This is a genomic window from Rhizobium sp. T1470 (genome assembly GCF_042140505.1).
GTDB classification, from domain to species: domain Bacteria; phylum Pseudomonadota; class Alphaproteobacteria; order Rhizobiales; family Rhizobiaceae; genus Rhizobium; species Rhizobium favelukesii.
The window spans coordinates 2273369-2286444 of sequence record NZ_CP148091.1 but is presented as its reverse complement, the minus strand read 5'-3'; the positions used below and the strand labels follow the sequence as shown (position 1 = coordinate 2286444).

The following is a 13076-nucleotide window of genomic DNA, read 5'->3' as shown; positions in this document are numbered from 1 at the left end:
TTCCCTTTCTTGATCGTCAAGCCGAGTAGTACATGTCGTACTCGACCGGATGCGGCGTCATCTCGAAGCGCATCACTTCGGCCATCTTCAACTCGATGAAGGAGTCGATCTGGTCGTCATCGAAGACACCGCCGGCCGTCAGGAACTTGCGGTCCTTGTCGAGGCTTTCGAGCGCTTCGCGCAGCGAGCCGCAGACCGTCGGGATCTTCTTCAGCTCCTTCGGCGGCAGGTCGTAGAGATCCTTGTCCATGGCCTTGCCAGGATGGATCTTGTTCTTGATGCCGTCGAGACCAGCCATCAGCATCGCGGCGAAGGCGAGGTAGGGGTTCGCCACCGGGTCCGGGAAGCGGACTTCGACGCGCTTTGCCTTCGGGTTGGTGCCGAACGGAATACGGCACGAGGCGGAGCGGTTGCGAGCCGAGTAGGCGAGCAGCACCGGGGCCTCATAGCCCGGGACGAGACGCTTGTAGGAATTCGTCGACGGGTTCGTAAAAGCGTTGATCGCCTTGGCATGCTTGATGATGCCGCCGATGTAGTAGAGGCATGTTTCAGAAAGACCTGCATATTCGTCGCCGGCGAAGGTCGGCTTGCCGCCCTTCCAGATCGACTGGTGAACGTGCATGCCCGAGCCGTTGTCGCCGAAGATCGGCTTCGGCATGAAGGTGGCCGTCTTGCCGTAGGCGTTGGCGACCTGGTGCACGACGTACTTGTAGATCTGCATCTTGTCGGCGTTGCGGACGAGCGTATCGAACTTGATGCCGAGCTCGTGCTGGGCGGCCGCCACTTCGTGATGATGCTTCTCGACGACGACGCCCATTTCGGACAGAACCGTCAGCATTTCCGAACGCATGTCCTGGCAGCTGTCGATCGGCGGAACTGGGACGTAGCCGCCCTTGACGCGCGGACGGTGGCCGAGGTTGCCGGTTTCGTATTCCGTGTCGTCGTTCGACGGAAGTTCCGTGGAATCGAGCTTGAATCCGGTATTGTAAGGATCAGCCTTGTAGCGAACGTCGTCGAAGACGAAGAATTCTGCTTCCGGGCCAACGAAGACCGTGTCGCCGATGCCGGATGCCTTCAGGTAAGCCTCAGCCTTCTTGGCAGTGCCGCGCGGATCGCGATTGTAGGCTTCGCCGGAAACTGGATCGAGAATGTCGCAGAGAATGACCATGGTGGACTGGGCGAAGAAAGGGTCCATGTGAACCGTTTCCGCGTCCGGCATCAGTACCATGTCGGATTCGTTAATGGCCTTCCAGCCTGCGATCGAGGAACCGTCGAACATGACGCCGTCGGCGAACATGTCCTCGTCGACGCAGACCACGTCCATCGTGACATGCTGCAGCTTGCCCTTCGGGTCGGTGAAGCGCAGGTCGACGAACTTGACGTCGTTTTCCTTGATCTGCTTAAGAATTTCGCTTGCGGTCGCCATTAAATAGTTCCTTTATTTGAGATGACGATAGTTTGGTTCGCCGGAAGGCGATAAAGACTAGATGGCATCGATACCGGTTTCGCCGGTGCGGATGCGGATGACTTCTTCGATATTTGACACGAAAATCTTACCGTCGCCGATGCGGCCGGTTTGCGCGGCCTTGCGGATCGCGTCGATGACGGCCTCCGCGTTCTCGTCCGCAAGGACGACTTCCACCTTCACCTTCGGCAGGAAGTCGACGACATATTCCGCGCCACGGTAGAGTTCCGTATGGCCCTTCTGGCGACCGAAGCCCTTCGCTTCCGTAACTGTAATACCCTGCAGGCCAACTTCCTGAAGGGCTTCCTTCACTTCGTCGAGCTTGAAGGGCTTAATGATCGCTTCGATCTTTTTCATGAGAAAATGACTCTCCGCTTCTCCCGTTAAAAGCAGGCTCAGACCTGCTTTGCGTCATGATGCAGTTATCGTGCCAGTTGGGAAGCCGATTTTTCGAAAAACACCACCAACCGTTCGAAAAAGTGCGCAGAATCAGTAATTTTCGGGTTTTTTTGGATAAAAACATTCGAGATTCGACGTACTGGAGGCAAATCCAGGCCAATTTCTGGAATATTTGCCCGCACTAATAATTCCCGACAAAGCACAGCGATGGCCTTTCTTTTGTGCAATTGCATATTTGTTGATCTGCGCAATGATCAATCGGCCGGTTGTTATTTAGGCGATTTCTGTTTGAATGCGGCGATGATCGACGGAATCTCTGAGTTGCTCCTCGCCCCGGAAGACATGACCGCTGTCGATGCGGCGGCAGCCGCGTCGGGTATCGATAGCTATTCCCTTATGGAACGGGCAGGTGCCGCGGCAGCAGCCATTTTGCTGCGCGATTTTCCGGCCGCCCTTCGCGCGGCCGTGCTGTGTGGACCCGGCAACAACGGTGGCGACGGCTATGTTGCCGCACGTCGACTGGCTGAGAGCGGCGTTACTGTGGATATATTCCAGATGGGAGAACCGGAGAGGCTCAAGGGAGATGCCGCCCGAGCAAGGGACAGTTTGGCGCCGACGGCCGCACAGCCCCTTGAGACATATCAGCCGCGCAACGGCGATGTGGTTATCGACGCCCTGTTCGGGTCCGGCCTTGCCCGCGATGTTCCGGAGAACGTCTGCACAGTGATTGAACGGGTGAAGGAGGCGCTGGTGCCGGTGATTGCTGTCGACCTGCCATCCGGCGTCGACGGTCGCACCGGAGCCGTTCGAGGAGCGGCTTTTGTGGCGGATCGGACCGTGACCTTCATGACGCGGAAACCCGGTCACCTGTTGATGCCGGGGCGAGAGCTCTGCGGCGAACTGGAAGTATTCGATATCGGCATACCCGCCCGCATCATCCGCGCTGAGAAGAAGCAACAGATCGCAGAGAACAGGCCGGAACGATGGCGCCATGTGCTGCCATCGAGCGGACTGGACACACACAAATACAAGCGTGGCCACCTTGTCGTCTTCTCCGGCGAAGAGAGCAAGACTGGCGCTGCGCGGATGTCGGCGATGGCGGGTTTGAAGGCCGGGGCAGGGCTTGTGACAATCGCCGCGCCGGAAGACGCATTGGGCACCAATGCGTCACACCTTACGGCGATCATGCTGCATGCGATCGGCGACGAGGTCGCGCTCCGCGATTGGCTGCGCGACGAGCGGCTACAGACGTTCGTTCTTGGCCCCGGTTTCGGCGTCGGCGACAAGGCACGCCGGTTCGTGGCAGCGCTTGCCAAGCGCCATCTGGTGCTTGACGCCGATGGGCTCACTTCGCTCAAAGATGCTCCAGATGAGCTCTTCTCGCAGTTCGCCGGCAAGCCGCGGCTAGTCATGACACCACATGAGGGCGAGTTCGGCCGACTATTTCCCGATATCGCCGCCGACGTGGCCATGGGGAAGGTCGAAAAGGCGCGGGCGGCGGCGGCACGTGCCAACGCCGCAATCGTCTACAAGGGCGCAGATACCGTCATCGCTTCGCCGGATGGTAGAGCCTATATCAACACGAACGCACCGGTGTGGCTCGCGACAGCCGGATCCGGTGATGTCCTTGCCGGGATCATCGGAGCCCTGCTGGCCCAAGGCTTTCCGGTTTTCGAAGCGGCTGCTGCCGGCGTCTACATGCATGGAGAGGCTGGCGGGCGGGCGGGCAAAGGGCTGACGGCGGAAGAATTGGCAACGCATGTCCGCCCGCTCTGAAAACGACCCTATCGTGCCGTCTCTTCCTGTAATGCCATTGCACCGAAGGGCGCATTGACTTTGCCCTCGTGGATCATGAAGGCAAAGACGTCGCGCGGCTCGGTTGCTACCTTGCGGCTGGCGTCGATCAAGGGCAGATCGTCGGGCATCTTGCCCTCCGCCCAGGTCTCGAGGCGCTTGGCCCAAGCCTTCAGATCGCTTGGCGAATAACACATCCTGATGTCGTCCGAGCCCTTTTGGAGGCGGGCATAGACGAAGTCGGCCGTCACATCCGCGATCATCGGGTAATCGAAATGCTCGGCGCAAACAGGCGCAACCCCATACTTCGCAAGCAGCGCCACGAATTCCGGCACCTTGAACGAGTCATGGCGCACTTCGACAACATGCTTCAGAGGCAAGCCATCCTGCTTCTCAGGCAACAACTTGAGAAAGCCTTCGAAGTCATCAGCGTCGAACTTCTTCGTCGGCGCGAATTGCCAGAGGATCGGACCCAGGTGAGCGCCGAGTTCTGTCAGGCCCTGGTTCAGAAACCGTTCCATCGACTCGCCGGCTTCTGCCAATATCCGGCGATTGGTCACGAAACGACTGGCCTTGAGCGAAAATATGAACCCATCCGGCACGTCCGCGGCCCATTTGGCGAAGGTTTCCGGCTTCTGCGAGCTGTAATAAGTGCCGTTGATCTCAATGACCTTCAGCTTGCGGCTTGCATAATGCAGTTCATCCTTCTGCTTCAGGTCTCCGGGGTAGAAATGATCCCGCCACGCCTCGAACGTCCAACCGCCGATGCCAACGCGAATGTTGCCGGATTTCGTCATTCCTTCCTCCTCTGACTATATCTGTCCGCCGACTTGCTTTGCCATGTCGACGATCACCCATCCTGGCCGATACGGATGCTCGCGGCGACCCGTTTCCTGAAAACCGAACGCCAGATAAAGCGCAATATTCCGCTCCATTCGTGCATTCGTATAGAGACGGACGTCCGGAAGCCTCCATTCGCGCGCCATCTCTTCCACCCGTCTCAGGATTGCAAGACCATGGCCGGTACCCTGAAATCTTGGTGCAACAGCAATGCTGAAGAGCATTACATGGTCGGGGTGCCGTTCGATAACGGCGAGGCCCGCGAGCTCGCCTTGCACCTCCCGCAGCCAGATTTCGCCACGACGGATGCGCGGCGCATAATCCTCGTCGACGGGGGTCGGCGGACGCCCAAGGAGCTGCGTGTAAGGCGCATAGGCCTCCGCGGTCAGCGCTTCGACCGCCTGCAGATCATCGAGCGAGGCCGCTCTCAGCATCACTCGGCTGCCGCTACGGCTTTTCGAGCAGGGCGCCGCTCAAGCAACTCCTTCAGGAACTGTCCGGTATAGGACCGTTTCTCCTTGACGATCGCTTCCGGCGTGCCGACGGCAACGATCTCACCGCCGCCATCGCCGCCTTCCGGACCGAAATCAAGAATCCAGTCCGCGGTCTTGATGACCTCGAGATTGTGCTCGATGACGACCACCGAATTACCCTGATTGACCAGCTCTTGCAGCATTTCCAAGAGCTTGGCAACGTCGTGGAAATGCAGGCCGGTTGTCGGTTCGTCCAGGATGTAGAGCGTGCGTCCTGTCGACCGTTTCGACAGCTCCTTCGCGAGCTTGACGCGCTGCGCCTCGCCGCCTGACAGAGTATTCGCCTGCTGACCGACCTTGATGTAACCGAGGCCGACATCCTTCAACGCCTGCAGTTTGTCCCGCACAGCAGGCACGGCGGCGAAGAAATCAACGCCTTCCTCGACGGTCATGTCGAGTACGTCGGCAATGGACTTGTGCTTGAACGTAACGTCGAGCGTCTCCCTGTTGTAACGCTTACCATGGCAGACATCGCAGGTGACATAGACATCCGGCAGAAAATGCATCTCGATCTTGATGACACCGTCGCCCTGGCAGGCTTCGCAGCGCCCACCCTTGACGTTGAACGAGAAGCGCCCGGGCTGATAGCCACGCGCCTTGGCTTCCGGCAGACCGGCAAACCAGTCACGGATCGGTGTGAACGCGCCCGTATAGGTCGCCGGGTTGGAACGCGGCGTGCGGCCGATCGGCGATTGATCGATATCGATGACCTTGTCGATATGCTCGAACCCGTCGATGCGATCATGATCGGCCGGGATTTCGCGCGCACCCATGACCCGCCGGGCAGCCGACTTGTAGAGAGTCTCGACCAAAAACGTAGATTTTCCGCCCCCCGACACGCCGGTGACTGCCGTAAAGACGCCAAGCGGGATGGAGGCGGTGACATTCTTCAGATTGTTGCCGCGGGCACCGATTACCTTGATCTCTTTGCCCTTCTTCGGCTTGCGGCGCTCATCTGGAACCGGCACGCCAAGCTCGCCGGAAAGGTACTTACCGGTCAGCGACTTCGGGTTCGCCATTATCTCCTGCGGCGTTCCGTGGGCGATCACCTGACCGCCGTGGATGCCGGCCGCGGGGCCGATGTCAACGACGTCATCGGCCGTCAGGATCGCATCCTCGTCATGCTCGACCACGATCACGGTATTGCCGATATCGCGAAGGTGCTTCAGCGTGTCGAGCAGGCGGGCATTGTCGCGCTGGTGGAGACCGATCGACGGTTCGTCGAGGACATACAATACACCGGTCAACCCGGAACCGATCTGCGACGCCAACCGGATACGCTGGCTTTCGCCACCCGACAGAGTGCCGGAGTTTCGCGACAGGCTCAGGTAATCCAGGCCGACATCATTGAGAAAGCGTAGACGGTCGCGGATCTCCTTGAGAATGCGAACAGCAATCTCATTCTGCTTGGCGCTAAGCGACTGCGGCAGGACCTCGAACCAGTCACGAGCAACGCGGATCGACATATCGGTCACCTGACCGATATGCAGCGCGTTGATCTTGACGGCGAGTGCCTCCGGCTTCAGGCGGAAACCGCCGCAAGACGGGCAGGGGGCTGCCGACATATAGCGCTCGATCTCCTCGCGCGCCCAGGCGGAATCCGTCTCTTTCCAGCGGCGCTCGAGATTGGTGATGATGCCCTCGAAATTCTTCTGCGTCGTGTAGGACCGCGCACCGTCGGCATAGTGAAATTCGATCTTCTCGTCTGTGCCGTTCAGAATGACGTCCCTGGCTCTTTCCGACAGATCGCTCCAACGGGCGCCGAGCTTGAAGCCGTAATGCTTGCCGAGAGCCTCGAGCGTCTGGTTGTAGTAAGGCGACGTCGACTTGGCCCAAGGCGCGACGGCGCCATCGCGCAGCGTGCGCTCGGGCTCTGGCACGATCAGGTTGGCGTCGATCTTCTGCTGCGCCCCAAGACCGTCGCAGGTCGGGCAGGCGCCGGCAGGATTGTTGAATGAAAAGAGCCGGGGCTCGATTTCGGGAATGGTGAAGCCCGACACCGGGCAGGCGAACTTCTCCGAGAAGAGGACTCGCTCATGCGTTTCGTTGAGCGACTTGTTGGCGGAGCCGCCGGCAGCCGTTTCTTCCGGCGGCAGCGGCTTGTCGGCGAATTCCGCAACAGCCAGGCCGTCGGCAAGCTTGAGCGAGGTCTCGAAGCTGTCGGCAAGCCGCGATGCCATATCCGGCCGCACGACGATGCGGTCGACCACGACGTCGATGTCATGCTTGTACTTCTTGTCGAGAGCCGGCACATCCGCGATCTCGTAGAACTGGCCGTCGACCTTGACGCGCTGGAAGCCCTTTTTCATAAGGTCTGCCAACTCTTTCTTATACTCGCCCTTACGCCCGCGCACGATCGGCGCGAGAATATAGAGGCGCGTGCCTTCTTCGAAATCGAGGACGCGGTCGACCATCTGGCTGACAGTCTGGCTCTCGATCGGCAGGCCCGTCGCCGGCGAGTAAGGCACGCCGACGCGCGCAAAAAGCAGGCGCATGTAGTCGTAGATCTCGGTCACCGTTCCGACTGTGGAGCGCGGATTGCGCGAGGTCGTCTTCTGCTCGATCGAAATCGCCGGCGACAGGCCATCGATCTGGTCGACGTCGGGCTTCTGCATCATTTCCAGGAACTGGCGCGCATAGGCCGAAAGGCTCTCGACATAACGCCGCTGTCCCTCGGCATAAATGGTGTCGAAGGCAAGGGAGGATTTGCCGGAGCCAGAAAGGCCGGTCATGACGATAAGTTTGTTTCGCGGCAGATCGAGATCGATCCCCTTCAAATTATGCTCACGCGCGCCGCGGATGGAAATCGTCTTCAGTTCGCTCATCGTCTTCTGCTTCTGTGCTGGAACAAGCCCCTTATTTAGTGATGCCGGCTGGCGAGTCGAGGCTGAATGTCCGTCCGCCGCAAGGTTTTCGATTCGGTTGACAGGATCATAGGGATAAACTAGAACAAATAAAGAACAAAATTCCTTGTGGATGAACCGGCGATGGACGCCCATCGCTGGCGCTCTATGGTTTAAGGTGCACCGATTGGTTCAAGCGCCGCCGGGCAGGGCGGCAGGTAAGGTGAAAGCATGGCTGGCAGCGTAAACAAGGTAATTCTGATCGGAAACGTGGGCGCTGATCCCGAAATCCGGCGGACCCAGGATGGCCGGCCGATCGCCAACCTTCGCATCGCAACGTCCGAGACCTGGCGTGACCGCAACTCCGGCGAACGCCGCGAGAAGACGGAATGGCATACGGTCGTGGTCTTCAATGAGGGCCTCTGCAAGGTCGTCGAGCAGTATGTGAAGAAGGGCGCCAAGCTCTACATCGAAGGCGCGCTGCAGACCCGCAAGTGGCAGGACCAGCAGGGCCAAGACCGCTATTCGACGGAAGTAGTGCTGCAGGGCTTCGGCTCGACCCTGACAATGCTTGACGGTCGCGGTGAAGGCGGCGGCTCGGGCTTCGCCGGCGGTCGTGGCGGCAATGCCGGCGGCGGTGATTTCGGCGGCGGCGACGATTACGGTGCGCCCTCGCAATCGTCTGGCCGCAGCAGCGGCGGTGGTAGCGGTGGAAACTTTTCGCGCGATCTCGACGACGATATCCCGTTCTGACCGCAAAGCATCCTTTACGACATCAGCTAGACGGCGTGCCGCAAGGTGCGCCGTCTTCCGCGCCCCCCGCGGGACGATAGTAGGAGCCCAAACGCGTTTGCTGCACGCATAGAGCTGTCGCGCGAAACCCTGCCACCTCAGGTCCGAAAGGCTCTTAGCTCGTAGCGGGTTTTGCTTTTTAGCCAGCAGGCATCGTCCCCAGCGTGGATTTCAGACCATCGACGACGAACTGCGTGGCCAGCGCAGCCAGGATGACGCCGAGAAGGCGCGTCAGAATTGCGCGCCCTGTAACGCCGAGGAAGCGATCGAGCCTGTCGGCGATGAGCAGCGCGAGAAACAGTAGTAGCAAGCTCGACGCAATGACGACGATCAATTGCGCACGCTCGAATGAGCCCTGCATCGACCCGGCAATCAGGATCGTTGCCGAAATGGCGCCAGGTCCGGCGATCAGAGGAATCGCCAACGGAAAGACCGAAATATTATGGATGTGATCGACGGTGATCGCCGCCGTGCTCGTTTTCTCCTTGCGGTCCTGTCGCTTCTCGAACACCATTTCAAACGCGATCCAAAACAACAGAAGACCACCGGCGATGCGGAAGGCTCCGATCGATATGCCGAGCACCCCGAGCACGCTGGCCCCGAACAGGGCGAAGACGGCGAGAATGACAAAGGCGATGATCGAGCCTCGCAGCGCCACCTGCTTTCGCTGACTACGGCTCATGCCGGTGGTGAGCCCGAGAAAAATCGGTGCGAGGCCGGGCGGATCGATCGTGACAAGCAGCGTCGTAAAAGCGTTGATCAGTTGGTCGGCGCTTGCCATTGTCTCTCCATGAGCCCATATAAACGCTTGGTTTTGGGCGATTGTGATGCGGAGAAATCAATTTGGCAAATGGCGCTGCCTGGATGGCGCAAATGGCGGCGTTATAAGACCAGATTGCCCTCATAACACCGCAAAAGACTGTTCAAAACCCTCGCCAAAATTGGCTTAAGAACAGCCTTTCCGCTATAAATCTTCAAGTGATTCTAGAAGAGATCGTGATCCGTTTTGACTGAGCAAACACCCCCCGGCGGCGGGAAGCTCCCGCCAGGCATCGAGCCCATCTCCATCATGGAGGAAATGCAGCGGTCGTATCTCGATTACGCAATGAGCGTTATCGTGAGCCGCGCCCTGCCTGATGTGCGCGACGGCCTGAAGCCAGTGCACCGGCGCATCCTTTACGGCATGTCCGAACTCGGCATCGACTGGAACAAGAAATACGTCAAGTGCGCCCGCGTTACCGGGGACGTGATGGGTAAATACCATCCGCACGGCAACTCGGCGATTTACGACGCGCTGGCGCGCATGGCGCAGGACTGGTCTCTTCGCCTGCCGTTGATCGACGGCCAGGGTAATTTCGGCTCCGTCGACGGCGATCCGCCGGCGGCCGAACGCTACACCGAATGCCGTCTGGAAAAGGCAGCGCACTCGCTGCTCGACGACCTCGACAAGGAAACGGTCGATTTCCGCGACAACTATGACGGCACGCTCTCCGAACCTGTTGTCGTTCCCGCGAAGTTCCCGAACCTTCTGGTCAACGGGGCAGGCGGCATCGCTGTCGGCATGGCGACGAACATTCCGCCGCACAATCTAGTCGAAGTCATCGACGGCTGTATCGCGCTGATCGACAATCCGGCGATTGAACTGCCCGAGATCATGCAGATCATTCCGGGTCCGGACTTCCCGACCGGCGCGAAGATCCTCGGCCGCGCCGGCATCCGTTCGGCTTATGAAACCGGCCGCGGCTCGGTAATCATGCGCGGCGTTGCCGCGATCGAGCCGATGCGCGGCGATCGCGAACAGATCATCATCACCGAGATCCCGTATCAGGTGAACAAGTCGACGATGATCGAGAAGATGGCCGAACTGGTGCGCGACAAGCGCATCGAAGGCATCTCCGACCTTCGCGATGAATCCGACCGCCAGGGCTATCGCGTCGTCGTCGAACTGAAGCGCGATGCTAATGCCGACGTCATCCTGAACCAGCTCTACCGCTACACGCCGCTGCAGACCTCATTTGGCTGCAACGTGGTGGCGCTGAACGGCGGCAAGCCTGAACAGTTGACGCTGCTCGATATGCTGCGTGCCTTCGTCTCCTTCCGCGAGGAAGTCGTTAGCCGGAGAACGAAATTCCTGCTGCGCAAGGCGCGCGAGCGAGCCCACGTCTTGGTCGGCTTGGCGATTGCCGTTGCCAACATCGACGAGGTCATCCGCGTCATCCGGCAGGCGCCGGACCCGCAGACTGCGCGCGAGCAGTTGATGACGCGCCGCTGGCCGGCATCCGACGTCGAAAGCCTGATCCGCCTGATCGATGACCCGCGTCACCGCATCAACGAGGACATGACGTATAACCTCTCGGAAGAGCAGGCGCGCGCCATCCTCGAGTTGCGTTTGGCCCGTCTGACCGCTCTCGGCCGCGACGAAATCGGCGACGAACTCAACAAAATCGGCGAAGAGATCAAGGACTACCTGGAAATTCTGTCTTCGCGGATCCGTATCCAGACGATCGTTAAGGACGAGCTTGCAGCCGTTCGCGACGAATTCGGCACGCCGCGCCGCACCGAGATCATGGACGGCGGTCTTGAGATGGACGATGAGGATCTCATCGCCCGCGAAGACATGGTCGTGACCGTCTCGCATCTCGGCTACATCAAGCGGGTGCCACTGACGACCTATCGCGCCCAGCGCCGTGGCGGCAAGGGCCGTTCCGGCATGACAACGCGCGACGCGGATTTTGTTAGCCAGCTATTCGTTCTCAACACGCATACGCCGGTTCTGTTCTTCTCCTCGCGCGGTATCGTCTACAAGGAGAAGGTCTATCGTTTGCCAATCGGCACGCCGACCTCGCGCGGCAAGGCGCTGATCAACATGCTGCCGCTGGAGTCCGGCGAGCGCATCACCACCATCCTGCCGTTGCCGGAGGACGAGGATAGCTGGGACAAGCTCGACGTGATGTTCTCGACGACGCGCGGGACTGTTCGGCGCAACAAGCTTTCCGACTTCGTCCAGGTCAACCGCAACGGCAAGATCGCGATGAAGCTCGAGGAAGAGGGCGACGAAATCCTCTCCGTCGAGACCTGCACAGAGCATGACGACGTCCTTCTAACGACCGCGCTCGGCCAGTGCATTCGCTTCCCCGTCGATGACGTCCGCGTCTTCGCCGGCCGCAACTCGATCGGCGTTCGCGGCATCAACCTCGGTGACGGCGACCGCATCATTTCGATGACGATTGTCGGACACGTGGACGCCGAGCCCTGGGAGCGCGCAGCCTATCTGAAACGAGCCGCAAGCGAGCGACGCCTCACGACAGGTGACGCCGAAGAAATCTCGCTGGTCGGCGAAGAAGTGACCGAGGAAGGTCAGCTGAGCGACGAACGCTATGAGGAACTGAAAGCACGCGAGCAGTACGTCCTGACAGTTTCTGAAAAGGGCTTCGGAAAGCGCTCCTCTTCCTACGACTTCCGGATTTCCGGTCGCGGCGGCAAGGGTATCCGCGCCACCGACACCTCGAAGACGGCCGAGATTGGCGAGCTTGTGGCCGCCTTCCCGGTCAACGACGGCGACCAGATCATGCTGGTATCGGACGGCGGCCAGCTAATCCGCGTTCCCGTAGGCGGTATCCGCGTGGCGAGCCGGGCGACGAAGGGCGTTACCATCTTCTCAACTGCCAAGGATGAGAAAGTCGTATCGGTCGAGCGCATCAGCGAGCCGGAAGAAGAGGCCGAAGACGTAGCCGAGAACGGTGACGACATCGCTGCGATCCCGGAAAGCGCGCCTGACACAGAAGCTTGATATGGTGTTATTCTGACCTTGAAAAACCGGGCAGTCCGCTGCCCGGTTTTCTTTTTGTCTGAACCCCGGAGGCGCTGCCGCTACCATCTCGATTGGCAGCGTTGCAGTCGAATGGAGAGCAGATTGATCCGGATCCTCGGTATTGGCGACGTTGCTATTTAAACGCTGCGGACCAGCCCGCGGCCTTTGCGCAGTGCGGAGGACTGGGAGGTGCTCACGGAGGATGCATGGCTTAAACGGCTGATCGACGGGCCGGTGTTCGTGGCCTTCAGGCATGATGATCCTGTTGGCATTATGAGGCTGAGCCGGCAACGTGCCAGCAAGATGGCACACCGCGCAAGGCTGATCATGGTCTACGTGTGTCGCAGCGAAAGGGGCGGCGGCTGCGCCAATCACTGTTGGAGGCGACGGTGGACTATGCGCGAGAGAACGGTATCCGGCAGCTGGAGCTCGCGGTCAGCGGTGAGAATATGGCTGCCATACGGTGTTATGAGCGCGAAGGCTTCCATGAGGCCGGACGAATTCCCGGCGGTTTTATGCATGACAGCAGAGAGATCGATGACATCATCATGGTGCGGCGCATCGAGGATTAGAAAGCCTCGCGTGGACATCGTGGAACG

General features: G+C 59.7%; 9 protein-coding genes and 1 pseudogene. 4 read left to right on the top strand and 6 right to left on the bottom strand.

Annotated elements, in window-relative coordinates; translation table 11 throughout:
• Positions 1 to 16: 16 nt before the first annotated feature.
• Both glnA and WGT02_RS11575 read right to left on the bottom strand, forming a co-directional pair.
• On the bottom strand, positions 17 to 1426 hold the full coding sequence (glnA, locus tag WGT02_RS11580) for a type I glutamate--ammonia ligase (RefSeq protein ID WP_208250428.1): 1410 nt from the start codon (positions 1424 to 1426) through the stop codon (positions 17 to 19).
• A 57-nt stretch (positions 1427 to 1483) separates the two neighbouring features.
• Positions 1484 to 1822, bottom strand: a complete 339-nt coding sequence (locus WGT02_RS11575; protein ID WP_003579240.1) for a P-II family nitrogen regulator — start codon at positions 1820 to 1822, stop codon at positions 1484 to 1486.
• Between the two features lie 342 nt (positions 1823 to 2164).
• Between WGT02_RS11575 and WGT02_RS11570 the strand changes: the two genes are divergently transcribed.
• Entirely contained in the window at positions 2165 to 3640 is a 1476-nt protein-coding gene (locus tag WGT02_RS11570) for an NAD(P)H-hydrate dehydratase (RefSeq protein WP_208250429.1), read from the top strand.
• An 8-nt stretch (positions 3641 to 3648) separates the two neighbouring features.
• On the opposite strand, the gene WGT02_RS11565 is transcribed toward WGT02_RS11570, so the two are convergent.
• The 3 genes from WGT02_RS11565 to uvrA are packed head-to-tail and all read right to left on the bottom strand — an operon-like array spanning position 3649 to position 7856.
• Positions 3649 to 4455, bottom strand: coding sequence for a DUF72 domain-containing protein (locus tag WGT02_RS11565; protein ID WP_024314867.1), 807 nt, complete (start codon positions 4453 to 4455; stop codon positions 3649 to 3651).
• Positions 4456 to 4470: 15 nt separating this feature from the next.
• Positions 4471 to 4935 carry a GNAT family N-acetyltransferase gene (locus WGT02_RS11560; protein ID WP_024314868.1) on the bottom strand — a complete coding sequence of 155 codons (465 nt, stop codon included), beginning with the start codon at positions 4933 to 4935 and terminating at the stop codon, positions 4471 to 4473.
• Entirely contained in the window at positions 4932 to 7856 is a 2925-nt protein-coding gene (gene uvrA, locus WGT02_RS11555) for an excinuclease ABC subunit UvrA (protein WP_024314869.1), read from the bottom strand. The genes WGT02_RS11560 and uvrA overlap by 4 nt, the downstream gene beginning before the upstream one ends.
• Before the next feature lie 249 nt (positions 7857 to 8105).
• Between uvrA and WGT02_RS11550 the strand changes: the two genes are divergently transcribed.
• The gene (locus WGT02_RS11550; protein WP_024314870.1) at positions 8106 to 8627 is read left to right on the top strand and encodes a single-stranded DNA-binding protein; all 522 of its coding nucleotides are present in this window, start codon (positions 8106 to 8108) and stop codon (positions 8625 to 8627) included.
• Between the two features lie 178 nt (positions 8628 to 8805).
• Here WGT02_RS11550 and WGT02_RS11545 read toward each other — a convergent pair whose 3' ends face one another.
• Positions 8806 to 9447 (bottom strand): MarC family protein, encoded by a 642-nt coding sequence (locus tag WGT02_RS11545; protein ID WP_024314871.1) that lies wholly within the window; start codon positions 9445 to 9447, stop codon positions 8806 to 8808.
• Between the two features lie 225 nt (positions 9448 to 9672).
• Between WGT02_RS11545 and gyrA the strand changes: the two genes are divergently transcribed.
• Positions 9673 to 12456: a DNA gyrase subunit A gene (gyrA, locus tag WGT02_RS11540; RefSeq protein ID WP_082321203.1), complete on the top strand. Its 2784-nt coding sequence runs from the start codon at positions 9673 to 9675 to the stop codon at positions 12454 to 12456.
• 165 nt (positions 12457 to 12621) lie between these two features.
• Positions 12622 to 13049, top strand: a pseudogene (locus WGT02_RS11535) (GNAT family N-acetyltransferase).
• Positions 13050 to 13076 lie beyond the last annotated feature (27 nt).